Source organism: Streptomyces sp. cf386, assembly GCF_900103585.1.
Classification (GTDB): domain Bacteria; phylum Actinomycetota; class Actinomycetes; order Streptomycetales; family Streptomycetaceae; genus Streptomyces.
In genome coordinates, this window is sequence record NZ_FNHV01000022.1 from 121,700 (window position 1) to 146,576 (window position 24,877).

At 72.2% G+C, this 24,877-nt stretch carries 17 protein-coding genes; 3 read left to right on the plus strand and 14 right to left on the minus strand.

Features of this window, described 5'->3' with window-relative positions; translation table 11 throughout:
• Window positions 1-108 precede the first annotated feature (108 nt).
• A complete protein-coding gene (locus BLU79_RS39335) occupies window positions 109-1,119 on the plus strand; it encodes a DUF2278 family protein (RefSeq protein WP_093910856.1) in 1,011 nt (336 codons plus the stop codon).
• Between the two features lie 19 nt (window positions 1,120-1,138).
• On the opposite strand, the gene BLU79_RS39340 is transcribed toward BLU79_RS39335, so the two are convergent.
• The 4 genes from BLU79_RS39340 to BLU79_RS39355 all read right to left on the minus strand — a co-directional run bounded on the left by BLU79_RS39340 (window position 1,139) and on the right by BLU79_RS39355 (window position 7,742).
• Window positions 1,139-2,929 carry an ABC transporter ATP-binding protein gene (locus BLU79_RS39340; protein WP_093910826.1) on the minus strand — a complete coding sequence of 597 codons (1,791 nt, stop codon included), beginning with the start codon at window positions 2,927-2,929 and terminating at the stop codon, window positions 1,139-1,141.
• Window positions 2,926-4,629: an ABC transporter ATP-binding protein gene (locus BLU79_RS39345; protein ID WP_093910827.1), complete on the minus strand. Its 1,704-nt coding sequence runs from the start codon at window positions 4,627-4,629 to the stop codon at window positions 2,926-2,928. Before BLU79_RS39345 ends, BLU79_RS39340 begins: the two co-directional genes overlap by 4 nt.
• 127 nt (window positions 4,630-4,756) lie before the next feature.
• On the minus strand, window positions 4,757-6,178 hold the full coding sequence (locus BLU79_RS39350) for a family 43 glycosylhydrolase (protein ID WP_093910828.1): 1,422 nt from the start codon (window positions 6,176-6,178) through the stop codon (window positions 4,757-4,759).
• 55 nt (window positions 6,179-6,233) lie between these two features.
• Window positions 6,234-7,742 (minus strand): family 43 glycosylhydrolase, encoded by a 1,509-nt coding sequence (locus BLU79_RS39355; protein WP_256333630.1) that lies wholly within the window; start codon window positions 7,740-7,742, stop codon window positions 6,234-6,236.
• A 254-nt stretch (window positions 7,743-7,996) separates the two neighbouring features.
• Between BLU79_RS39355 and BLU79_RS39360 the strand changes: the two genes are divergently transcribed.
• A complete protein-coding gene (locus BLU79_RS39360; protein ID WP_093910830.1) occupies window positions 7,997-9,991 on the plus strand; it encodes a flavin monoamine oxidase family protein in 1,995 nt (664 codons plus the stop codon).
• A 12-nt stretch (window positions 9,992-10,003) separates the two neighbouring features.
• Here the strand turns inward: BLU79_RS39360 and BLU79_RS39365 are convergent, their stop codons facing one another.
• The 6 genes from BLU79_RS39365 to BLU79_RS39390 form a co-directional block, all read right to left on the minus strand.
• A complete protein-coding gene (locus BLU79_RS39365) occupies window positions 10,004-10,858 on the minus strand; it encodes an ABC transporter ATP-binding protein (protein WP_093910831.1) in 855 nt (284 codons plus the stop codon).
• Window positions 10,855-11,901 carry an ABC transporter ATP-binding protein gene (locus BLU79_RS39370; protein ID WP_093910832.1) on the minus strand — a complete coding sequence of 349 codons (1,047 nt, stop codon included), beginning with the start codon at window positions 11,899-11,901 and terminating at the stop codon, window positions 10,855-10,857. Before BLU79_RS39370 ends, BLU79_RS39365 begins: the two co-directional genes overlap by 4 nt.
• A 6-nt stretch (window positions 11,902-11,907) precedes the next feature.
• The gene (locus BLU79_RS39375; protein WP_093910833.1) at window positions 11,908-12,765 is read right to left on the minus strand and encodes an ABC transporter permease; all 858 of its coding nucleotides are present in this window, start codon (window positions 12,763-12,765) and stop codon (window positions 11,908-11,910) included.
• On the minus strand, window positions 12,762-13,715 hold the full coding sequence (locus tag BLU79_RS39380; RefSeq protein WP_093910834.1) for an ABC transporter permease: 954 nt from the start codon (window positions 13,713-13,715) through the stop codon (window positions 12,762-12,764). Before BLU79_RS39380 ends, BLU79_RS39375 begins: the two co-directional genes overlap by 4 nt.
• Window positions 13,716-13,721: 6 nt before the next feature.
• Window positions 13,722-15,368, minus strand: a complete 1,647-nt coding sequence (locus BLU79_RS39385) for an ABC transporter substrate-binding protein (RefSeq protein ID WP_093910835.1) — start codon at window positions 15,366-15,368, stop codon at window positions 13,722-13,724.
• A 68-nt stretch (window positions 15,369-15,436) separates the two neighbouring features.
• On the minus strand, window positions 15,437-16,576 hold the full coding sequence (locus BLU79_RS39390; protein WP_093910836.1) for a C45 family autoproteolytic acyltransferase/hydrolase: 1,140 nt from the start codon (window positions 16,574-16,576) through the stop codon (window positions 15,437-15,439).
• A gap of 124 nt (window positions 16,577-16,700) precedes the next feature.
• Between BLU79_RS39390 and BLU79_RS39395 the strand changes: the two genes are divergently transcribed.
• Complete coding sequence (locus BLU79_RS39395) at window positions 16,701-17,615, plus strand: MurR/RpiR family transcriptional regulator (protein ID WP_093910837.1); 915 nt, start codon at window positions 16,701-16,703, stop codon at window positions 17,613-17,615.
• Between the two features lie 64 nt (window positions 17,616-17,679).
• On the opposite strand, the gene BLU79_RS39400 is transcribed toward BLU79_RS39395, so the two are convergent.
• The 4 genes from BLU79_RS39400 to BLU79_RS39415 all read right to left on the minus strand — a co-directional run bounded on the left by BLU79_RS39400 (window position 17,680) and on the right by BLU79_RS39415 (window position 24,564).
• Window positions 17,680-20,373: a SpoIIE family protein phosphatase gene (locus tag BLU79_RS39400; protein WP_093910838.1), complete on the minus strand. Its 2,694-nt coding sequence runs from the start codon at window positions 20,371-20,373 to the stop codon at window positions 17,680-17,682.
• A gap of 9 nt (window positions 20,374-20,382) precedes the next feature.
• Entirely contained in the window at window positions 20,383-21,540 is a 1,158-nt protein-coding gene (locus BLU79_RS39405; protein WP_093910839.1) for a PP2C family protein-serine/threonine phosphatase, read from the minus strand.
• A gap of 151 nt (window positions 21,541-21,691) precedes the next feature.
• A complete protein-coding gene (locus tag BLU79_RS39410; protein WP_093910840.1) occupies window positions 21,692-22,456 on the minus strand; it encodes an IclR family transcriptional regulator in 765 nt (254 codons plus the stop codon).
• A 35-nt stretch (window positions 22,457-22,491) separates the two neighbouring features.
• On the minus strand, window positions 22,492-24,564 hold the full coding sequence (locus BLU79_RS39415) for a SpoIIE family protein phosphatase (RefSeq protein ID WP_093910841.1): 2,073 nt from the start codon (window positions 24,562-24,564) through the stop codon (window positions 22,492-22,494).
• Between the last annotated feature and the right edge of the window lie 313 nt (window positions 24,565-24,877).

Below are 24,877 nucleotides of genomic sequence, written 5' to 3' on the forward strand. Positions count from 1 at the left end.
GGCGGGCAGGCGTACGTGAGGTGAACTCGGCGTCGGGCGCCGTGCCCAGCCCGTACCCTTCCTCCCAAGAGCGGGCAATCCGCCCACCTCCAGGGGGAGTTGATCATCATGCCACTGAAGACCTACGGCGTACTGATCGGACGGGCCGTCGACACCCGGCGCGAGGGCGGCGACGACTCGCCGCACTACCAGATCCATCTCACCGACGATCACGGCACGCACTACCGCGCCGCCGTCAACGTCCTCTCCCAGCAACAGCCCTCCGAGCTGCTGTACTTCGTCAGCGAGGACCTCCGGCATCCCCTCACGGACCGGCTGGCGGGACTCGCGAGCGGCTGGAACACCCTGCCGCCCGGCCCCGGCGGCCCGAACCTCGACTACGTGCGCGGCAACCTCTTCGACCCTGCCCTGATGCGGAAGCTGCCCCCGGACCTAGAAGGCCCCGACAACGACCTCGCCGACCTCCTCGACCACTCCGTCCGCCGCGCGGTCGCCGACCCGGAGGCCCGTGTGTATCTGTTCGGCGAGCGCTGGGGGCCCGAGGCCGGGGTCAAGGACAAGGTCTTCGGCTTCCTGCCCGGCAACGGCGTGCACGACATCCATATGAACCAGGGCAACAGCCGCCGCTTCCGCGGCGACGACGGCGTCTGGCAGGACGGCGGCCTGCTCGTCCACTTCCCGGCGCAGTCCCGCTGGGTCGGCACCTTCCTCGCCTTCCAGAGCCAGTCCTGGAAGACGGACGACGCCACCGGCCACGCCATCGAGGACGTCGACGGCTCGCGCCCCGTGCCCGGCACCCGGCCCGTCCGGATCGTCGCGGCCCTCGTCAACCCGCGCGGCCCCGCCCCCGAGGCCGAGACCGTGACCCTCCTCAACGCCTCGCCCGCCCCCGTCGACCTGACCGGCTGGCACCTCCAGGACCGGCTGGGGCAGCGCTCCGCCGTGCCGCCCGGCCCGCTCGCGGCCGGTGCCTGCCGCGCCGTCCCCCTCGGTGCGGGCGCCCAACTCGGCAACCACGGCGGCGAGATCAGCCTCCTCGACGACCGGAGTACCAAGATCGACGGCGTTTCCTACACCGCCGAGCAGGCCGGGCGGGAGGGCTGGTCCGTCGTCTTCTGACCCCGTGGGCGCGGGGTCTTCATGCGGTGCTGTCGCGGGTGTCCGACCACGCCTTCCACAGGGCCGCGTACGGCCCCGCGGCGGCGCGCAGTTCGTCGTGGGTGCCGGTCTCGACGATGCGTCCGGCGTCCATGACGACGATGCGGTCGGCGGTCGCCGCCTGGCTGAGGCGGTGGGCGACGATCAGCGCGGTACGGCCGTCCACGGCCCGGACGACCGCCTTCTCCAGGGCGCGCGCGCCTGCGCTGCCGGCCTCGGCGGTGGCCTCGTCGAGGATCACCAGCGGTGGATCGGCGAGGATCAGCCGGGCGAGCGCCAGGGCCTGCGTCCGGTCTCCGCCGATCCGGTGGCCGCCGTCGCCGACGACCGTGGCGAGACCGTCGGGCAGCGCGTCGGCCCAGGCAAGGACGTCGACGCGGTCGAGTGCGGCCCGCAGTTCGTCATCGGTGGCGTCGGGTTTGGCCAGGCGGAGGTCGTCGGCGAGGGTCCCCGCGAAGACGTGGGTCTCCTGGGTGATCAGGGCGACCGTGCGGCGGGCGGTCGCCGCGCCCAGCTCGCTCGGCGGGACACCGCCGATCAGGACCGTGCCGGTGGTGGGCGGTTGGATGCCGGCGACAAGCCTGGCCAGCGTGGTCTTGCCGGCTCCGCTCGCGCCCACGAGGGCGACCCGCTCGCCCTGCCGGATCGTCAGGTCGATGTCGTGCAGCACGAGATGCCCGGGCCGGTACGCGTGGCTCACCTCGCGCACGGTGACCTCGGCCCGGCCCGCCTCGACCGGGCGGACGGACGGCGGGGCAGGGGGCTGGTCGGTGACGCCGACGAGCCGGGCCAGGCCGGCGGTGGCCGACTGGGCGTCGTCGAGGAGGACGAGGGCGGCGTTGATCGGGGTGAACAGACTGTGGAAGTACAGGGCCGCCGCGGTCGCCGTACCGATGGATGCCGAGCCCTGCCGCACCAGCCAGTAGCCCGTGATCAGTACGGCGGCCAGCCCCGTGTACTCGGCGATGTGCAGCCGGCTGTAGAAGCCCAGGACCAGCCGGATCCCGCGCATCGTCAGCGCCACCACCGACCAGGACCGCTCGGTGACCCGCTCGGCGTGCTCCCGCTCCAGCCGGAACGCCCGCACCGTGGAGCTGCCAGCGACCGTGTCGAGCAGTTGCTGCTGCTGGGCGCTCGCCGCCGCGCGCTGCTCGGCATAGAGCGGCACGGCCCGGGCGATGTACCAGCGCGCGGTGGCCGCCTGTACCGGCACCGCCAGCAGCGCGGCCAGCAGGAACCGCCAGTCGAGCAGCGCCATCGCCCCGAGCGTGAGGACGATGGTCAGCAGCGAGCGGACCAGCTCCGGCAGGGCGCTGCGCACCGCCTCGGCGATCAGGGACACGTCGGCGGTGACCCGGGCGGTGAGATCACCGGCGCCGGCCCTCTCGACCCGCTCCAGCGGCAGACCGAGTGCCCGCTCGACGAACCGCTCACGCAGCCGGGCCAGCGTCGTCTCGCCCAGCCGTGAGATCAGCGACAGCCCGAACCCGGCGCTGACGCCCTGCACCACGGCCACGGCCACGAGCAGCGCCGCCGTGACGGTGATGGCGTCGACGGACGCGCGGTCGGCGGCCAGGTCCACGATGCGGCCCAGCAGCGGCTGCACCAGCAGACCGACGGTCGTGGAACCGACCAGCACCGCGAACCCGGTCAGGGCCAACCGCCGGTGCGGGCGCACCAGTTCCCTCACCGCCGCGCGGGTGCGCGCGGACGTGGCGACGGGGAGCAGGTGCGCGCCGCCGGCCGGCGCACCGGCTTCGGACCGGCTCATGCGAGCACCGCCGTACGGTAGGCCGCGCACTCATGGACCAGCTGCTCATGGCCACCGCTCGCGGCGACCCCGCCTCCGTCGAGCAGGACGACCCGGTCGGTCACGGCGAGCAGGGCCGGGCTCGTGGTCACCACGACAGTGGTACGGCCCGCGCGCAGGTCCCGGATCCCGACGGCGATCCGTGCCTCCGTGACCGCGTCGACGGCCGTGGTGGGCTCGTGCAGGACGAGGACCGGCGCGTCGGCGGCCAACGCCCGTGCCAGTGCGACGCGCTGCCGCTGCCCTCCGGAGAGCGAATGACCGCGGGCGGTGACGGCCGTGTCGAGGCCGTCGGGGAGGGCGCGTACGACGTCGTCCGTGCCGGACGCGGTGATCGCGGCGGTGGTGGCCGTATCTGTGCGGGCGCCGGCGGTGACGTTGTCCAGGACCGTGCCCTCGAACAGGTCCGCGTCGTGTTCCGCGACGAGGAGCGCGGTCCGCAGCTCCGCCAGGCCCAGTGCGGACAGGTGCGTCCCGTCCAGTGCGACGGTCCCGGCGTCCGGGTCGGCCCGGCGGCCGAGGCAGTGCATCAGCGCCGACGCGTCGGCCGGGTCGGTGGTGACGACGCCGACCGTCTCGCCGGGCGCGATGTCCAGGTCCACGGCGCGCAGGGACCCGTACGACAGGCCGCGCAGCCGCAGCCGGCCCTCCACTCGGTGCAGGACGGCGCCCCCGGACGACGGGTCGGCTGACACGGCGTGCTCGGCACCGAGCACTTCGGCGATCCGGGCCGCGGAGGCCCGCCCCTGGGCCAACTGCGCGTTGACCCAGGAGAACCCGGAGAGCGGGCCGATGAGGAACAGGGCCAGCGCGACGCAGGAGACCAGCTCGCCGAGGCCGATGTCGCCGCGTGCGGCAAGGCGTCCGCCGACGAGCACGACCAGGGCCAGGAACGCGCCGGTGAGCATGGTCACGACCCCGCTCTGCCACGCCTCGGCGCGGGCCGCGCGCAGGGTGGCGGCCAGCGAGTCCCGGCTGACCCGCCGATAGCGGGCGACGGCGGCCTGCTCGGCGCCGATGCCCTTGAGTACGCGCAGCCCGGCCACGAGGTCCGCCGCGACGCCCGAGGCCCGCGCGGCGCGCTCCTGTTCGGTCTCGCTGCGCCGCTCAAGTGGCTTGCTCAGCAGGTGGACCAGCCACAGCAGCAGGGGGGTGCCCAGCAGGACGAGGACCCCGAGGGGCACGGACACCCGCAGCAGCACGACCGCGCCGACCGCCAGCCCGGTCGCCGCCGCGACCCCGACGACGAGGGCCATCACGACGGCACCGACCCGCCGGGCGTCCTCGGTGGCGATGGTGGCCAGCTCGCCGGGCAACCTGCCTTCGTCCGCGCCTCCTTCGGGGGCGAGGGCCCGGTCGATCAGGTCGGTTCTGAGGCGGTGGGCGGCGGTCACCGAGGCCCGTTCGCCGGCTCGGGCGCCGTAGCGGTAGCTGACGGACAGCCCGACGTAGACGACGGCCAGCGCCCCGAGCCACCACAGCAGACCGGCGAGGTCCCCTTCCACGACGCCCCGTTCGACGGCCACGCCGATGAGCACCGGCACCAGCGCCTCGCCCGTCTGATGAGCCATGGCCAGCACCGCACCGACCACGAGGTCACGGCGCTGTCCTGCCACCGCCCGCCAGAGAACGCCCCGTCCCGGCAGGTCCGCTCTTCTCACGCATCCCCCCGGAGCGGGGAATCACGGCGCCCCCGCGTCATACAGTGCGAACTTAGGTAAGCCTAACTCTAGCTCCCCTGGTCGACCAGGGCGGGCCGGGCACCCCGTCCCGCCCTGGTGAGGGCCCCTACTGGGCGTAGAACGTGGCGTCCGCCCTGTCCGTCGCCGTGCTCGGTGTCTGCAGCTGCAGCAGGTAGTTGTAGTGCCGGATGTAGCGCCCGGCGTTGTTGGACGACTCGTACGACACCCCCGCCGAGTCGGACAGCCCGGCCCGCTTGAAGAAGCTCGCGTCGGCCGCGAACTGCGCCGTGCCGTCGTTCTTCTCCAGCCACACCTCGAAGTTCTTGTGCCGCAGGTAGTAGCCGGGGAAGTTGGCCGACTCCAGGGAGACCGTGCCGCTGCCGGTCAGTCCGGTGACCACACGGAACTGCGAGTCCGCCAGCGGGGAGACATTGGCCTCGATACGGGCCCGGTACTCCCAGTGCCGGATGAAGCGGTCCGCGAAGTTGTACGACGAGAAGCGCTGCGGCGTGACCCCGTCGGCCACCGGGATGCCGAAGTCGGGGGTGCCGTCGGCCTTCCAGTACAGCTTCTGGACGCGGGTGCGGCGGTTGGGGTCGCCCAGCGGGTCGCCGCTGATGTCCTTGTAGCTGCGGTCGTGGTAGACGAGGATGTCGGACTTCCCGTCCTCGGAGACGGTGAAGGAGTTGTGGCCCGGACCGTACTGGCTGGTCGAGGCGTTGCTGGTGAACACCGGCGTCGAACTCTTCGTCCAGTTCGCCGTGTTGAGCAGGTCGGCGCTCGCGGAGGCGGACAGCAGCCCCAGGCAGTAGTTGCTGTCGGTGGCGCTGGCGGAGTACGACATGAACACCTTGCCGCCGTGCTGGATCACCGCCGGGCCCTCGTTGACCTTGTAGCCGACGGTCTCCCACGAGTAGGTGGGCCGCGACAGCATCACCGGAGTGCCGGTGATGGTCCAGGGGTTGGCCATCTTCGCGAGGTAGATGTCCGTGTTGTTGTTCACGGACGGGTCGCGCTGGGCCCAGGACAGATAGCGCACGCCGTTCACGACGAAGGTCGTGGCGTCAAGCGAGAAGCTCTCCCACTGGGTCTTGATCTGCCCCTTCTCCGTCCAGGTGGCGGTCAGCGGGTTGGCGCCCGAGCCCTCCAGGACGTACATCCGGATCGCCCACACGTCGTTGGTGGCCCCGGCGGCGAAGTAGACGTACCACTTGCCGTCGATGAAGTGGATCTCCGGCGCCCAGATGTGCGCGCCCATCACACCGCTGGTGTGCTTGGTCCAGATGGTGACCTCCTGGGCCGTGGACAGGCCCTGGATGGTCGTCGCCCGGCGCAGCACGATGCGGTCGTACTCGGGGACGGTCGCGGTGAAGTAGTAGTAGCCGTCGGTGTGTTTGAAGATGTGCGGGTCGGCCCGCTTCTCGGCGATCGGGTTGGTGTAGGTCACGGCGGGGGAGTCCGGGACGGCGGCTTGGGCGGCGGGGGCGGGCCCCACGAGGCAGGCCGCGAGGCCGACGAGGACGGCCATGAGCAGCCGTACGGCTATGCGTCTCAAGGGAGTTCTCCAGGTGCGCAGAGGTCGGTCAGGTGGTGGGGACGAGGCGCCACTGCTGGCAGTTGTTGTTCAGCCACGTCCACTGCCGTACGTCGGCCCCGTTCGCGGTGGAGCAGTCGGCGACGTCGGCGACCTTGCCGGTGGACTCGTTGACGATCCGGACGTGGTCGCCGGAGGCCGTGAACACCAGGCGGTAGCGCTGGCACTTGTTGTTGAGCCACGACCACTGCCGGATGTCGGCGCCGTCGGAGGCGGAGCAGTCGGCCACGTCGGCGACCTTGCCGGTGGCGACGTTGACCAGCCGGTTGGTGTCGTCGCCGAGGTCCTCGACCTTCCACTTCTGGTTGGATCCGCCGGTGCAGGTCCACTGGAAGATGTTCGTGCCGTCGGCGCTGTTGCCGCCGTTCACATCCAGGCACTTGCCGCTGTTGCGGTTGACGAGGGTGTACGACGTCGGGGTCGCCGCCGTCTCGCCGGACGGGCCGGGGTGGGTGGTGCCGAGGGCGACCGGCGTACCGAAGTTGGGGGTGCCGTCGGCGTTCCAGGTGAACTTCTGGGCGCGAGTGGTGCGTCCGTTGCCGCAGCCGCCGTTCGACGCGGAGTTGGCGTGGTAGACGATCCAGTTCTCGGTGCCGTCGGGCGAGGTGAAGAAGCCGTTGTGGCCGGGGCCGTACACACTGTTGGCATCACTGCGCTGGAAGACCGGCGTCTGCTTCTTGGTCCAGGAGGCGGGGCTGAGCGGATCGGAGCCGGTCAGCTCCAGCTGGCCGAGCTTGTAGTCGGCGGTCTGGCAGGAGCTCGCGGAGTACGACAGGAAGGTGCGGCCGCCCCGGTACAGCGGCTCGGGGCCCTCGTTGACGGGGTTGCCGGAGCGCTCCCAGTCCAGGGTCGGGCTGGAGATGATGGTGAAGTTATTGCCGGCCAGGGTGTACGGATTGGTCATCGGCGCGATGACCAGGCTCTGCGTACTGCCGTTGATGAACCCGCTGCCGACCAGGTACAGCTTGTTGTTGGCCTGGAGCACGCTCGCGTCGATCAGCCAGCCGCCCGGCGTGAGGTTCGCCCCGGTGAGCGAACCCTTGTAGGTGTACGGGCCCATCGGGTCGGTGCCGGCGCTCTCCAGCACATGGGTGCGCTGGGAGTCGCAGCAGGCGACGCCGCTCTGGCCGGCCGAGTAGTAGACGTACCAGCGGCCGTTGAGCAGGTGCATCTCCGGCGCCCAGAAGTTGGTGTTGCGCGTCGACGTGGTGTCCGAATAGACCTGCACGTTGGGCGCGGTGGCGAGGCCCGCGAGCGTCGGCGACTTGCGGATGCCGAGGATGCCGGTGAACGTCGTGGTGATCAGGTAGTAGTTGCCGTCGTGGTACTGCAGCCACGGGTCGGCGCCCTTGAACGACTTCAGCGGGTTCGTGTACGGGCGGCCCTCCGCCGCGGACACCGGCTGCGTGGTCGCCACCAGGGCCAGCAGCGCGGCGAGCACACACAGGATCAGCGATCTGCGGCGATTCCTGAACGGCGGGTGAGACATCCGGGGCATACGAGACCGTCCCTGTCCGTGATCCATGTCGACCACGATTGTCCGTAATTTCGAACGGAGTTCGTGATTCCGATCGTGACTGGGTCAGAAGATAAAAGTGGGACATGTTCCCGTCAACGGTTTCGTCATATGTGCTTTACAAACCCGCGCGCGGACGCACACCCGGCGCGGGTGTGTGATGGTGCGCTTGCCCGTTCAGGTGATCAACCGGCGAATGGGCTCCCAGACCTCAACTGCCCCCGTATCCAAGGCACATGGAAAATCACAGTGCGCCAGTCGGCCCGACTTCCCTGTCCCGACGGAAGTTCACGACCGCGTCCGCCACGACGGCCGCCGCCCTCGCCGCGTTAACTCCCGCACAGGCGGCCGCCGCACCCACCGCCCCTCACCGGCCGAAGTCCACCGCCGACTGGGACACCTGCCTGGCCGTCGCCCGCGCCCTGCTGGTGGTCGACGAGCACGACCGGCCGCTCGTGCCGGAGTACCGGAAGGTCCTCGACTCCGGGCTCCCGCGCAGGGCGACGAAGACCGCGAGAAAGATCCTCGTCGTCGGCGCCGGACCGGCCGGACTGGTCGCCGCCTGGCTGCTGAAGCGAGCCGGGCATCACGTCACGCTCGTCGAGGCCAACGGCAACCGCGTCGGCGGCCGCATCAAGACCTTCCGCACCGGCGGGCACGAGCAGGCGGCGCAGGCGTTCGCCGACCCGGCCCAGTACGCCGAGGCCGGCGCCATGCGCATCCCCGGCAGTCATCCGCTGGTGATGCAGCTGATCGACCAACTCGGCGTGAAACGCCGCCCGTTCCACCTCGTCGACGTCGACGGCGAGGGCAAGCCCGTCAACAACGCCTGGCTGCACGTCAACGGCGTCCGCGTGCGCCGCTCCGAGTACGCGAAGGCACCCAGCAAGATCAACCGCTCCTTCGGCGTGCCCCGCGAGTACTGGGACACCCCCTCCGGCACCATCCTGCGCCGGGCCCTGGACCCCGTACGTGACGAGTTCAGCACCGTCGGCCCGGACGGCAAGCGCGTCGACAAGCCGATGCCCGAGCGGGTCAAGGGCTGGGCGCGGGTCGTGCAGAAGTACGGCGACTGGTCGATGTACCGCTTCCTGACCGAGGAGGCGGGCTTCGACGAGCGGACCGTCGACCTGATCGGCACGCTGGAGAACCTCACCTCACGGCTGCCGCTCTCCTTCATCCACAGCTTCATCAGCCAGTCGCTGATCAGCCCGGACACCGCGTTCTGGGAGCTGGTCGGCGGCACGGCGACCCTTCCGGACGCGCTGCTGAAGGAGGTCGCCGACGTCCTGCGCCTCGACCGGCGGGCCACGCACATCGAGTACTGGGGCCCCGGCCGGCCCGGCGCCGACGACACCTCCCACGTCGACGCCAAGGGACCGCACGTCTGGATCGACACCGTCTCCGAGGGACGCGACGGCAAGGTCGTGCGCGAGGAGTTCACCGGTGACCTGGCCATCGTCACGGTGCCGTTCTCGGGGCTCAGGCAGGTGCAGGTCAGCCCGCTGATGTCGTACAAGAAGCGGCGCGCGGTCGCCGAGCTGCACTACGACAGCGCGACCAAGGTGCTGCTCGAATTCGGCCTGCGCTGGTGGGAGTTCACCGAGGCCGACTGGAAGCGGGAGCTCGACGCCGTACGCCCCGGCCTCTACGACGACTACCGCAAGGGCAAGGCACCCGCCGACGGCAGCCTCCTCGGCGCCCACCCCTCGGTCCCGGACGGCCACATCAGCGACGCGCAGCGTGTGCACTACGCCGCGAACCGCTGGGGCACCCGCGACCAGCCCGAGGCGGCGCACATCATCGGCGGCGGCTCGGTCTCCGACAACTCCAACCGCTTCATGATCAACCCCTCCCACCCGATCGAGGGCAGCAAGGGCGGCGTCGTCCTCGCCTCCTACAGCTGGGCCGACGACGCCTCCCGCTGGGACTCCCTCGACGAGGACGCCCGTTACCCGCACGCGCTGCGGGGCCTGCAACAGGTCTACGGTCAGCGCGTCGAGGTCTTCTACACCGGGGCCGGGCGCACTCAGAGCTGGCTGCGCGATCCGTACGCGTACGGGGAGGCGTCCGTGCTTCTGCCCGGCCAGCACACGGAACTCCTGGCCGACATCCGCACCCCCGAGGGTCCGCTGTACTTCGCCGGGGACCACACCTCGGTGAAGCCGTCGTGGATCGAGGGTGCCCTCGAATCGGGCGTGCGGGCGGCGCTGGAGGCGCACGGGGACTGAGCCCCCCTGCGGCTACGCGGCGTCCGCCTCCGCCCTGGCCCGTACCGCGTCGGCCGGATCCCATCCCCGGCGCGGTACGGAGGCCAGGAGGAGGCGGGTGTACGGGTCCTCGGGGGCGTCGAGCACCCGGTCCGTGGGGCCCTGCTCGACCACGCCGCCCCGGCGCATCACCACCGTCTCCTCGGTGATGTGCCGGACCACGGCCAGGTCATGGCTGACGAACACCAGGGCCACGCCCGTCTCCTGGCGGATCTCGCCGAGAAGACCGAGGATCTGCGCCTGGATCGACACGTCCAGGGCGGCCACCGCCTCGTCCAGGACGAGGACGCGTGGATCGACGGCGAGGGCACGGGCGATGGCCAGCCGCTGGCACTGACCGCCGGACAGCTCGTGTGGGCGCGCGTCCGCCTCCCGGGTGCCGAGCCCCACCTGGTCCAGGAGGGCGGCGATCCTCTGGTCGTCGGCGTCGCGTCCGTGCAGGCGCAGGGAGGTGCGCAGGCACAGGCGGGCGGTCAGGCGGGGGTCGAGGGAGACGTACGGATCCTGGAAGACCATCTGGATCTCGCGGGCACGGGCCAGCCGGTGCGCCGCCCGGCCCCTGGCGAGAGCCGGCGGTCGCGCCGCGCGGTCCCGCCCGTCCACCGTGACCGTGCCGGCGTCCGGGCGGACCAGGCCGACCAGCATGCGGGCGACGGTGCTCTTGCCCGACCCGGACTCGCCGACGATGCCGAGCGAGCCGCCGCGCGGGACGGTGAACGAGACGCGGTCGGCTGCGGTGAGGCGGTCGCCGCCCGGCAGGCGGTACGTCTTGGTCAGGCCGTCGGCCACGAGCAGGGGAGCCCCGGGCCGGTTCTCGGTCGTGGTCACAGCGTGCTCCTCTTGGCCGGGGACGACTTGACCAGGGACGACGGGACGGTGGCGAGCGGCGGCTCGGTGGGTTCCTCCGAGGCCTCGGACAGGTCGGCGAGTCTCCGGCACGCGGCCGTCCCACCGCCCGGCACCGGCACGGGCTCCGGGAGCCAGATCGAGCACTCCGGCTCGGCGTGCTCGCAGCGTGCCGCGAACGGGCAGCCCGTGAACGCGTCGGACAGGGACGGGGGTCGGCCGGGGATCGGCCGCAACGCGCGGTCGGTGTCGCCGAGTTCGGGTGAGCAGGCGAGCAGGCCGCGTGTGTACGGGTGCCGGGCGTGGGTGAAGAGGCGGTCCGCCTCCTGCTGTTCGACCACGCGGCCGGCGTACATGACGTACACCCGGTCGCAGAACGCTGCCGCCAGATGCAGGTCGTGGGTGATGAACAGCATCCCCAGGTCCCGCTCCTCGCGCAGGGCGCGCAGCAGGGCGAGGATCTCCGCCTGCGTGGTGACGTCCAGCGCGCTGGTGGACTCGTCGGCCAGCAGCAGCCGAGGTTCGGCGGCGAGCGCGCCGGCGATGACCACGCGCTGGAGCATGCCGCCGGACATCTCGTGCGGCCGTTGGCTGAAGCGCCGCTCGGGGTCCGACAGGCCCACGGTGCCGAGGAGTTCGACGGCCTTGGCACGTGCCGTGCGCCGGTCGACCGTGCCGCCGGCGCGGACCAGGCGTTCGACGAGGAAGTCGCCGACCCTGCGGACCGGGTTGAGGGCGGAGCGCGGGTCCTGGTGGACCATCGCGACCGTACCGGCCCGGTGTTGACGCAGCCCCGCCCCGCTCAGGGCGAGCACGTCGGTGCCGTCGACCAGCACGCGGCCCGCGACCGACGCCTCTTCGGGCAGCAGCCGCAGCACCGCCTTCGCGGTCGTCGACTTGCCCGAGCCGGACTCGCCGACGAGGCCGACGGTCTCTCCGGAGCCGACGCGCAGACTCACGTCGGCGAGCAGCGGCCGGGCCGCACCCGGCAGGCCCAGGGTCAGGTTCTGGATGTCGAGCAGCATCGCGGCTTACCTCCTGGCGCCGAGCCGGTCGGCGGCCCAGACCCCGACCACGTTGAAGGCCACCACGACGGCGGCGATGGCGGTGCCCGGCACCAGCGCGGGCAGCAGGGCGCCCTGGACGATGGCGGCCTGGCCCTCCTGGACCATCAACCCCCAGTCCGAGCTGGGTGGTTGGGAGCCGAACCCCAGATAGCTGAGGGTGGCCAGGCTCATCAGGGCCTCGCCGAACAGCACGACGAGGTACCCGACGATCGACCGGGCCAGGTTGGGCACCAGGTGACGTACGCAGATGCGCAGCCCGCCCATGCCCTGCACCCGATAGGAGTCGACGTAGGGCTTGGCCCGCTCGGCCAGCGCCACGCTGCGGGTGTACTTGGCGATCGTCGGCGCGAAGGCCAGCCCGAGGCCCAGGACGGACGTGGTGATGCCCGCCCCGAACACGGCGATGATCAGCACGACGAACAGCAGCCCCGGGAAGGCGTACATCACGTCGGTCACCCGGGACACCAGCGTGTCCACCCAGCCGCCGCGCCAGGCGGCGACCGTGCCCAGGGTCACGCCGAGCAGCGCGGCGATGGCCAGCAGCGCGAGCGGGGCGATCAGGCTGGTGCGGGCGCCGTGCAGGACCCGGGAGAGCAGGTCCTGTCCGGAGGAGTCGGTGCCGAGCAGGTGGTCGCCGCTCGTGCCGACCAGGGACGCCGACAGATCGATGGCGTCGGGGGTGTACGGCGCGAGCAGCGGGGCGAACGCGGCGGCCAGGACCACCAGGACGAGGAAGACGGCACCGGTGATGACGAGGACCGGGCGGCGTGCGCGCTTGCGGCGGGCCGGGAGCAGCACATCGGCGGGGGCGGCGGCGGTCATGCGGGGCTCCTCACGGACTTCAGACGCGGGTCGAGCAGCGGGTGCACGAGGTCCACGAGGGTGGTGACGGCGATGTAGCAGGCGACCATCAGCAGCAGCACCGCCTGGGCGACCGGGAAGTCATGGCTGTTGACCGCGCCGACCAGCAGCGAGCCGATGCCGCTGAGTCCGAAGACCGTCTCGATCGCCACCGTGCCGGCCAGCATCCCGGCGGTGACCAGGCCGCACATGGTGACGACCGGGCCGAGCGCGTTGCGCAGGACGTGCCGGCGGATGATCTGACGCTCCGGCAGCCCGGCCGTGCGGGCCACCTCCACATGGTCGGCCGAGCCCGCCTCGACCATCGCCTGCCGGGTGACCCGGGCGATGACGGCCACCGCGCCGAGCGCCATGGCCAGGGCGGGCAGGGTGAGGTGGTGGAGCGTGCCGCCGAAGCCCTCGCCGCTGCCCGTCACCGGGAACCAGCCGAGCCGTACCCCGAAGAAGGCGACCAGCGCGATACCGCCGACGAAGGACGGCACGGACGCGGTGAGGGTGGTGGTCCCGACGACGGCGGAGTCCACCCAGGTGCCACGCCGCACGGCCGCCAGCACTCCGGCGCCCACACCCGCCACGACGAACAGGACCGTGGCGTAGCCGACCAGCGCGAGCGTCGTCGGGAAGCGGGACGCCAGCAGGTCGGAGACCTGGTCGCCGTACTGGAAGGAACGGCCGAGGTCGAGATGGAGGCAGTCCCACAGCCAGCGGCCGTACTGGACGACCAGCGGCTCGTCGAGGTGGTACTGCTCCCGCACGGCCGCCAGCCGCTCCGGGGTGAGCTTGTCGCGGCCCCCCGCCAGGAACACGGCGGGGTCGCCGGGAGCTGCGTAGACGGCGGCGAAGATGACGAAGGACGAGGCCAGCAGCGTGGCCAGCAGTCCCGCGAGCCGCCGTCCGATCGAGGCGAACATCGGTGCTCAGCCCTTCTTCGCGCCGAGCTGCGCGGCCCAGGGGTGGTAGAGGTACGCCATCGAGGCGGGCGGACCGGTCAGCTTGTCGTCGATGACGAGCGCGGTCGGCACCTGTGCGACGGGGATCCACACGGCCGCGTCCGCGAACCGCCGCTGCACCTCGATCGCGATGTCGGCGCGCTTGGCGTCGTCCAGCGTACGCAGGCCCTCCTCGACCTTGGCGTCGTACGCCGCACTCTTGAACCCGACCCAGTTGTTGGAACTGTCCGACAGGCCGTTGTCGTAGAAGCCGAGCGGATCGCTCTTGGAGATGTACCAGTCGGCCACCAGGACGTCGATGTCGGCGCGTGCCTCCTTGTCGCCGTAGAACTCGCCGTACTGGGCGGCCGGGACGGTCTTGATCTGGCCCTTGAGCCCGATCTGCGTCAGCGCGGCACGCACGGCGTTGGCGATGACCATCCGGCCCTGGCTGCTGTCGGTGCCGATGACGATCGGCTCGGTGGGTGCGTTCTTGGCTGTGTTCACCAGCTCCTTGGCCCGGGCGAGGTCCTGCGGGCCGGGGCCGGCCGGGGCGCCCGTCAGCTTCTTCTGGGCGGCGGCGAAGGCGTCCTTCGCGTAGCCCCAGGCGCCGGAGCCGACCGGGGTGGCCCACGGCTCGATCAGGCCGCCGTAGCCGGACTTGGCGATGCCCGAGCGGTCGAGGACCAGGGAGAGCGCCTTGCGGATGTCGGGGTCGGCGAGGCCGCCGCGCTCGGTCGGGATCAGCGCGAGGGTGGAGGTGCTGGGGCCGAAGTACTCGTCGAGGCCCTTCTTGCCGCGCAGGGCGGCCGCGGTGCCGATGTTGTCGGCGTAGGTGCCATCGGCGGCTCCGGTGGCCAGGGCGTTGACCATCGCGCTGTCGTCGGCCCAGCGGAAGACGACCTTGCCGGTGAGCGGCTTCTCGCCCCAGTAGGAGTCGGCGCGGGTCAGCGTGATCGAGTCGCCGGACTTCCAGCCGGACAGCTCGTACGGCCCGGAACAGGCGTCGCCCTGACCGGGCGTGCCGAACTCCTTGCCGGCCTTCTCGACCTGCTCCCGGTTGTAGACGAGCCCGGCGTCACCGGCCAGCGCCTTGGTGAACAGGGCGTCGGGCTGCTTGAAGGTGATCGTGACCTCGTTCTCGCCGGTCTTGCGCATCGCGGAGACGTTGCCGAACTCGTCCGACTGCTCCATCTCCGGTGCCGCGTGCCGCTTGAGGCTGAAGAGGACGTCGTCCGCCGTCATCTTCGAGCCGTCGTGGAAGGTGACGTCGTCGCGGAGGGTGAGGACCAGATGGGTCGCGTCGGGGCGGGCCACCTGAAGGGCGAGGAAGGGCTGTACGGACATGTCGGGCTGGAGCTGGTAGAGGCGCTCGCAGACGTTGGTCAGCACGGTGCGGCCCGCACTGCCGCCCTGGGTGTCGAGGTCCAGGGAGTCGGGCTCGTCCTCCAGCAGCCAGTTGACGGCGGCGACGGGCCCCGCGGCCTGCGGGGTGGTGGGCGTGAGTCTGAGGTCGGCGACGCCGGCGGCCTTGCCGGCGCCCGCGGAGGCGCCGGTGGTGGCACCGCTGCACGCGGCGAGGAGAGCCATGGTCCCGGCGACACCGGCGGCGGTTGTCACGGTCTTGAGCTTCATTGCTGGGGCTCCTGAGCGGGGAGGGAGAACGGGAGCGGGGGGTGTCGGGCACATTCGGTGACGGGCCGTCAGTTCGGGGCGTGGGGGCCGTCGTAGAGGTTCCAGGGAACGTGCTGGTACTCGCGGTCGCAGGGGGTGCCCGCGGTCACGTGGTAGTCGCCGGTGGTGAGGTCGACGCAGGAGGAGACGAGGGTCGTCCAGTGCCGGACCGCGGGCCTGCGGGGGTCGGCATGGGTGCACAGCGACTCCGGGAAGCCGAGGTGGTCCGACATGGCGTCCTTGATCAGCTTGCGGGACTCGTCGGCGCCGGTGGAGTCGCGCAGCCGCCGCAGACCCGCCTCGGCGCGGGGTACGCGCACCAGGGAGTCGGCGGAGATCGGCCGGTAGCCGTCGGCCAGGGCGACGGGGATGCCCGCCTGGTAGTGGTTGCCGTGCACCAGGAGCCCGTCGTCGGGGTACAGCCAGCCGTGGCCGGCCGGGGTGGTCTCCAGGTCGATGGCGAAGCCCTCGCGGCAGGTGAGGAGGGCGTTGCTGGCGATGTGCGCCCGGGTGCGGCACAGCACGTCCAGCGCGTCGGTGATGGAGGTCTGGTCGAGGACGCTGCGCCGGACGACGGTCTGCGGCAGGCCGACGGCCTCGCCGAACCGGCCGCCGAGACCGTTGGCGTTGAGCGCGATCCCGGCCGAGTTGGCGCCCTGGCGGCCGATCTGGCCGGCCTCCACCTGCATGATCAGGGTCGGCTTGGGCGGCTGGACGATCCGGAGCATGACGACGGTGTCGGCGACGCCGGCCCGCCAGTCCCAGTTCTGCCCGGCCCACACATGCCCGTCGCCGCTCGCCGGCCCGTACGCGGCGAAGGAGGTGCAGCCCTCGGCGGGCTCCTCCTGCGCGGCCATCCGGACGAAGGAGTCGTCGTAGATGACCTCGCCGCGGGCGTTCAGGGCGAGCACGTCGAGCAGGTCGAGGCCGGCGCCGTCCGCGATGCCCTGCATCTCCTCCAGCAGGTGCGGGGCGTACTCGCGGACCGGTTTCAGCCACCGGGCCGCCCGAGCGGTCACCTGGCTCCAGGTCAGCCCCGAGGACGCGCCGAAGGCCTCCGTGTAGTAGCCGAGCGCGATCCCGAGTCGGGGGGCCACGGCCTCGCCGTACTGTCGTCCCCGTTCCAGGGGGGTCCCCGAGATCTCGATGACCGGCAGGCTCTGTTTCATCAGCGGGGCTCCTCGGGGCATGCCGGTGCCGTGACCGGTGCTGTAACATCCGTTCCGAAAGTTCATCTTCTTGGAACGAGTTGCTCAGAGCGTAATGGTCGAAACGTGAGAGTCAATACCTGTAATGAAGAATCCAGAATCCGGTAGCGCCGGACCCGGGGGGCTCACGCGGCTACGGGCCGCCGTCCGTGACATGTGGGACGAGCTGTCCGCCTCGGAGCGCACCGTGGCCCAGTACCTCGCCAGCGCCCCCGCCGAGCAGGTCATGTTCGCCAGCGCCCAGGAGCTGGGCGCCGCCAGCGGCACCAGCAACGCCACCGTCGTACGCGCCCTCCAGCGCCTCGGCTACGCCGGCCTGCCCGCGCTCAAGCGGGAACTCGCCGCCGACTTCACCTCCGCACTCGCCCCCGAGGTGCGGCTCCAGCAGCGCATCGCGCATGTGGGCCGGGACCTGGAGGGCATCTGGAACGACGTCTTCGACGAGACGCAGGAGCGCATCGAGCAGTGCCGGCGGCTGACCGGTGCCGACGAGCTCAAGCGGGCGGTCGAGGTGCTCGCCGAGGCCCGTGAGGCGTTCTGCTACGGCGTCGCCGCGTGCGAACTCGCCGCCCGGCACCTCGCGTTGGCCCTCGGCCGGATCGGACGCCGGGCACGCTTCGTCGGGGAGACCGGCTTCGCCCTCGCCGACCCGCTGCTCACGCTCGGGCAGGGCGATGCCGTCGTCGTGTTCCAGCCGGGGCGGCACCTTGCCGAGCTCAACGTGGTCGTCGAGCGGGCGCGCGCGGTCGGGGCCCGGATCGTCTTCGTCACCGATGAGCTGGGGGAGGTCTTCGAGGACCGCGTCGACGCCGTCCTCACCGCGCCCCACACGCCGACCGGCAACACCAACGAGGCCCTGACCGGCCTGGTCGTCGCCGACGCCCTCGTCCTCGCCCTCACCACCCTGGACGAGACCCGGGCGGTGGAGCACTCCCATCAGCTGACGGCACTGCGGGAACAGCTGCTGGCGCAGAAGGAGCCGCGTACGCGCAAGACCTGAGACGACCGCGCCGTATCGCGCGTTACGGCCGTCACGGCTCAGGTCGTGCGTCACGTTACGGCCGTTACAGCCCGGTCGGCCCGCCCGCCGGGTCCGCCAGCGGCTGTTCCGTCCAGATCACCTTGCCGTTCGCCGAGTACCGCGTGCCCCAGCGCTCGGCGAACTGGGCGACGAGGAACAGCCCCCGGCCGCCCTCGTCCGTGGCGGCCGCGGTGCGCAGGTGCGGGGCGGTGCTGCTGCCGTCGGAGACCTCGCAGATCAGGGCGCGGTCGCGGATCAGACGGACGCGGATGGGGCCGGTGGCGTGGCGCAGGGAGTTCGTGACCAGCTCGCTGAGGATCAGCTCGGTCGTGAACGCCTCCTCCGTCAGCCCCCAGTCGTCCAGCGTCCGCGTGGCCGCCGCCCGGACCCGGGCCACGGCGGCGGGGTCGTCCGGGACGTCCCAGGACGCCATGCGGTCGGCGGGGAGCATCCGCGTCCGGGCGATGACGAGGGCGACGTCGTCGCGCGGCCGCTCGGGCAGCAGGGCCTCCAGCACCGCCTTGCAGGTGGCCTCCGGCGTCCGGCCGTGCGTCGGCGGCGTCGCGGCGAGCGCCTCGCGCAGCAGCCCCAGCCCTACGTCGATGTCCCGCCCCTGCTGCTCGACCAGCCCGTCCGTGTACAGGACAAGACCGCTGCCCTCGGGCAGTCGCAGCTCGGCCGTCTCGAAGGGCAGGCTGCCACCCAGGCCCAAGGGCAGCCCGACGGGGACGTCGGGGAACTCGACGTCCCCGTCGGGGTGGACAAGGGCCGGTTCGAGATGACCGGCACGGGAGAGGGTGCACAGCCCGGAGGACGGGTCGTACACGGCGTACAGGCAGGTCGCCCCGGTGACCGGCGCGCTCCGGTCGTCGCCCTCGTCCAGGTCGATGCGGGCCACCAACTCGTCCAGATGGCCGAGGAGTTCGTCGGGCGGGAGGTCCAGGGTGGAGAAGTTGTGGACCGCCGTACGTAGCCGTCCCATCGTGGCCGCCGCGTGCAGGCCGTGTCCCACGACGTCCCCGACGACCAGCGCCACCCGCGCGCCCGGCAACGGGATGACGTCGAACCAGTCCCCGCCGACGCCGCCCTGCGCCGCGTGCGCGGGGAGATAGCGGTAGGCGACGTCGAGGGCGCTCAGTTCCGGCAGGGCCCGGGGCAGCAGGCTGCGCTGGAGCGTGTCCGCCAGGGTGTGCTCGCGGGTGAAGCGGCGGGCGTTGTCGATGCTGACGGCGGCGCGGGCCACCAGCTCCTCGGCCACCGCGACGTCGTCCTGCTCGAAGGGCTCGGACCGGTCCGCGCGCCAGAAGGTGGCCATGCCCATGATCACGCCGCGGGCGCGCAGCGGGACCGTGAGCATCGCGTGGATGCCGAAGTCGACGATCCTTCTGGCGTTCTCGGGATCCTGCTCCTGCCAGCCGGAGAAGGCGGGCATGTCCGCCTCCAGCACCGTCCTGCCCGTGCCGAAGCCGAAGGCCTGCGGGGTGGCCGGAGCGAAGTGGATCAGCTCCCCGATCGGGAAGAGCGGGCTGCCATCCCGCACCCCCTGGAACGCGACCCGGCGCATGTCGGTGCGGCCCTGCTTCGGCTCCCCGCCGCGCAGCACCGGATCCGCGAGATCGACGGAGACGAAGTCGGCGAACCGCGGCACCGCGAAGTCGGACAGCTCCTGTGAAGTACGCGTGACATCGAGGGTGGTGCCGATCTCCAGTCCCGCGTCGTACAGCAGCTTCAGCCGCTCCTGCGCCACGTCCGCCCTGCCGGTCATCGTCCGCAGCTCGGTGGTGTCCCGCAGCGTCGCCACGCTGCCCGGCGGCCCGCCGTCCCGGTCGGTGGAGCGCTGGCTGACCGCCAGCAGCCGGCCCTGCGCCAGGTGCACCTCGTCGGTGGCGTCCCGGCCGGAGGTGAACAGCCCGGCGAGGTCGCGCCCGATGCCCAGGGCGAAACAGGGCCGCCCCTCCGCGTCCGCGGCCAGCCCGAGCAGCCGGCGCGCCTCGTCGTTCGCCAGCGCCAGGCGCCGCTTGCCGTCCAGGATCAGCACACCCTCCCGCACGGCGTGCAGGACCGCGTCGTGATGCTCGTACATCCGGGTCATCTCGACGGGCCCCAGCCCGTGCGTCTGCCGCAGCAGCCGCCGGCTGACCAGCGCGGTCCCGGCGGTGGCGAGGGCGAGCGCGGCCGCCGCCGCGCCGAGCAGCATCGGCAGCTGGTTGTCCACGACCCCGCCCACGCTGGCCAGCGTCACCCCGGCCGCCACCAGCCCCACGACGTCGCCGTCACCGTCGGTCACGGGGACCACGGCCCGTACAGAGGGACCGAGGGTTCCGGTGTACGTCTCCCGCACGATCCCGCCCGCCGCTGCCGGGGCGATGGTGCCGACGAAGCGCTTGCCGATCTGGTCCGGGTTGGGGTGGGTGTAGCGGATCCCGTCCCTGCTCATCACGACGATGAAGTCCACCTCGGTCGCCCGGCGAGCAGCCTCGGCGCGCGGCTGGAGCAGCGCGGGCGGATCCGGATCAGCCAGCGCCTCGACCACGCCCGGCGCGTTCGCGAACACCTCGGCCACGGCGAGGGACCGGTTGCGGGCCTCCCGCTCGGTGTCGGTGCGGACCTGCAGCACGAGGGCCACCACCGCGGCGACGACGAGGAGCGCGACGATCGCCGCCTGCAGGACGAATACCTGCCGGGCGACGGTACGCGCGCTCAACAGCGAGCGCAGGCGGCCGAGGAATCCGGCCATGCCTCTGTTTTAACACCGTTGGGTGGAGGTGGGCAGGGTGGCGGCAGGTGACTGGTTCCCGCGGTCGCTGTGGGTGACGGGAGCCGTCGGCTTGTGCAGCAGGAGCAGGGCCGCGTCGTCGTGGAGACGGCCGCCCACGTGGGCGAGCAGTTCGTCGTGCAGGGCGGTGACCGTGCGGGATGGCTCGTCGGACGTGTGCCGGGCCAGGCTCTCGGCGAGCGGGTAGAACTCGCGGGCGTGGTTGCGGGCCTCGGTGACGCCGTCGGTGTACAGCAGCAGCTGGTCGCCGTCGGCGAAGGGCAGCACCTGGAGTGCGGGCGTCTCGCCCGAGAGGGTGCGCAGCCCGAGGGGCGGGGCCGGACGCTCCGGGTCCACCGGGACGACGGCGGAGTCGCGCACCAGCAGCGGCGGCGCGTGGCCGCAGTTGACCACTTCCAGGTGCCCGTCCCGGGGGTAGCCCGCCACCACGGCGGTGACGAAGTCGTCGCTGCTGCCCAGGTTGCGCGCCAGGCTCCGCTCGATCCGCGCGACGACGGCGAGGAGGTCGGGCTCGTCGTAGGCGGCCTCACGGAAGACCCCGACGACAAGGGCGGCCAACCCCACGGCGGGCAGCCCCTTGCCGCGCACGTCGCCGACGATCATCCGGACCCCGTACGGCGTCGACACGAGCGCGTAGAGGTCGCCGCCGATCCGGGCCTCCGCCGCGGCGGCGCTGTAGCGCACGGCCACCCGGAACGGACCGACCGTCGCCGGTATGGGCTGCAGCAGCGCGTGCTGAGCGGCCTCGGCGACGGAGCGGACCGCCGCCAGCACCCGCTCGCGCCGCCCGCGCAGCGTGCTGGCCAGGCAGGCCGCCAGGGTGACGGCCAGCAGCGCGGCCAGGACGACCGCCAGCTCGTCGCTGGGAGCGTCGTCGCGGACGCCGAGGACCGCGCCCACGGTGGCGCCGAGCAGCCCCACACAGAGGACCCCGCGCGGTCCGTTCGTCGTCGCGGCGAGTGCCGGTCCCGTGGCGAGCAGGGGCAGCCAGGTCATCCCGGAGCCGCCGATGAGGTCCACGAGCACGACGGCGGAGACGATCAGAAGGGGCAGCAGGGGCAGTAGGGGCAGAGCGGCGACCAGTCGCCTCGGCCAGTGATCGTGACCATGGTGTGGGGCCTGGCTCATGTCTCGTCCGCTGTCCTCACCTGTGCGGGGGAGCCTGCACCCGGGGTGGGGGCGCACGAACCCATGGAAATGTCCGTTTCGTCTAGGAAACGGGTTCGACCCGGGGCGGGACAAGGCACTGATTTTCAGATAGTGAGCGACAGCCCTCTGGTCACGTGGTGAGCGACAGCCCCCTGGTCACGCGGCCCGCGGTCGGGAGCAGCCGCGCCGTGACCTCCTCCAGCCGGGAGAGCCGGTCGGCCCGCAGCGAGACGCCGAGCGAGCCGAGCGTGGTCCCGCTGTAGACGGGCACCGCGACACAGACCGTACCGAGGGCGTACTCCTCCAGGTCCGTGACGGCCGGGGCCAGGGGCGAGGAGGCGAGCCGCCGCAGCAGCTCCGGGGTGTCGGTGATCGTCCTGGGCGTGAGGTCGGCGAGCGTGTGCCGGGAGAGGTAGTCCTTGCGCGCCTCCTCGTCCAGCTCGCGCAGCACCGACTTGCCCAGCGCCGTGGCGTGCCCGGCGTCCTCGAACCCCACCCACAGATCGACCCGGGGAGTGCGCGGCCCGTCGACGATCTCGGCGACCCGGATCTCCCCCTCCTCGTAGAAGGTGAGGTACGTGGCGGCCGACAGCTCGTCCCGCAGCGCGGCGAGCGTGGGGCGGATCCGGCTGAGCAGCGCCTGCGTCCGGCCCGCGGTGTGCAGCGTCTGGAGCCGCTCGCCCAGGATGAACCCGCCGTCGGCGAGCTTGCGCACGTATCCGTCGTGGACCAGCGTCCGCAGCAGGTGGTACGCCGTGGCCAGGGGCAGGCCCGTCTCCCGGGCCAGTTGCTTGGCCGGCGCGCCGTTCTCGTGCGCGCTCACCGCTTCCAGCAGGCGGAACGCGCGCTGGACGGAGCTGATGAGCGTAGGGCCGGGGCCGTCGTCAGCACCCATAGGAACAGGGTGCGCCGGGCGCGGCGAGGGAGCAACTAAAGAACCCGCGCGACGAGCAGCGCGACATCGTCGTGGTCGTCGGGATGCCGTAGGCCGTACAGCAGGAGGTCGCAGGTCTCCTCCAGGGGGCGGCGGGGTTCGTCGAGGAAGCCGAGGAGGACGTTCAGGCGGTCGTCGATGGGGTGGTGGCGGGTCTCGACCAGGCCGTCGGTGTAGAGGACCAGCAGGTCGCCGGGGTCGAGACGGACGCTGGTGGTCCCGAAGGGGACGCCGCCGACGCCGAGCGGGGCTCCGGTGGGCAGTTCGAGCAGTTCGGGCGGTCGCCCGGGGCGGGCCAGCGCGGGCGGCATGTGTCCGGCGTTGGCGATGTCGCACCGCCCGGTGCGGGGGTCGTACGCGGCGTAGAGGCACGTGACGATGTAGTGCTCCAGATCGCAGGTGATCTTGTCCAGGTGCTGGAGCACGGAGCCGGGTTCGAGGTCGAGGTCCGCGTAGGCGCAGGTGGCGGTGCGCAGCCGGCCCATGGTGGCGGCGGCGTCGATGCCGTTGCCCATGACGTCGCCGACGACGAGGGCGGTCCTGTCGTCGGCCAGCGGGAGGACGTCGTACCAGTCGCCGCCGACCTCGCTGGTGGCCTGGGCGGGCTGATAGCGGGAGGCGAGCTCCAGACCGGTGTGGTGCGGGGGATGGTCGGGCAGCAGGCTGCGCTGCAGGGTGAGGGCGGTGTTGCGCACGCTCTGGAACCAGCGGGCGTTGTCGATGGCCACGGCGGCCCGGCTGGCCAGCTCGCTCGCCAGGACCACGTCGTCCTCGTCGAACGGCACCGGGTTGCGGGTGCGCTTGAGGTCGAGGGCGCCGAGCACCTCGCCGTGGGCGATCAACGGCACCGCGAGATACGAGTGGACACCGGCCCGCGCCAGCAGCGAGGTGGCCTCGTCGTCCCGGGCGATACGCCGCAGATCGTGCTCGCCGACATGGCGCACCAGCACCGGCCGGGCGGTGTGCACGCACAGGGTGACCAGGCGGTCGCCGTCATAGGCGGCGAGGTCACCGGGCGGGTCGGCGGCGCGCAGGGCCACGCTGGGGTAGGCCGCCTTGAGGGCGAGGGCGCGGAACAGCTCGGGGCCGTTGTCGGGCCGGCGCATCCGACGGCAGGCCAGGGCCGAGTCCAGGACGTCCACGGCGACCACGTCGGCCAGCTCGGGGGCGGCGATCTCGGCCAGTTCGCGGGCCGTCTGCTCCACCTCCAGCGTGGTGCCGACACGGGTGGAGGCGTCGGCGACGAGGGCGAGGCGACGCCGGGCCCGGTCGGCCTCGGCCGCCGCGCGGTGCCGTTCGGTGACGTCGACGAACGAGATGGCCGCGCCCAGGACCCGCCCGCCGGGGTCGTCCAGCCGGTAGAAGGACAGCGACCAGGCGTGCTCGTGGTCGGGGTCGGCCGGCGGTCGGCCCACGTGGTACTGGTCCAGCAGCGGGGTACCGGTGGTGAGCACCTGACGCAGGCAGGACTCGATGGTGTCGATGTCGGGCAGCGGCAGGGTCTCCCGCAGCCGACGGCCGATGTGGTCCTCGGCCGGGGTGGCGTCGATGCGCTCCAGTGCCGGGTTGACCAGCAGATAGTGCAGGTCGGGGTCGAGGAGGGCGATGCCGATCGGGGACTGGTTGATCAGCCGCTCGCACAGCGCCAGATCGGTCTCGACCCGCTTGAGCAGGGAGTGGTCGGCCGCGATGCCCAGCGCGTAGACGTCGCCGAGATCGTCCAGCAGCCGCATGTTGCGGAACTCCGTCACCCGGGTGCTGCCGTCCTTGTGCCGCACCGGGAAGGCGCCGGCCCAGCTCCGGCCCGTCTCCAGCACGTCGGCGAACAGCTTCGCCACCGCCGGCAGGTGCTCGGGGTGGATGAACAGCCGCGCCGCGTACGTGCCGAGCGCCTCCTCGGAGGTGTAGCCGAACAGCTCCTCGGCCTGCGGGGTCCAGAACACGATGCGCCCGGCGGCGTCGACGACCACCGCGGCCACGCTCAGCACGTCCAGCAGGCCGGTCGGCCGGGGCGGCTGCGGGCCGTACCCGCCGCCGTCGGGCTCGTACGATTCGGATTCAGCTGTCATCCCAGCTCCTCCGCCACCGGCCGACGCCGCCGCCGACCTCCGGCCACACCCGGGTACCACGCCTGCCCCGACCGGCACCTCCATGCTCTCTCCGGGGCGGCGCATTGCCCAGTCCGGCCGGGACCCCGTGTTCCAGGTCCCAGCGGATCGCCACCCACTCCGAGGAGAACTCGGCCGGCCGCCTCCAACGCCGCCCACCCCCACCACGCGTCCCCGCTCCCCGGAAGGGACAACGGCCGTCGGCCCGTGCACATCCGGCGGACTAGCAGGAACATGGTCGTGTACGGGATGGGACCCATGGACGCTGCGTGAG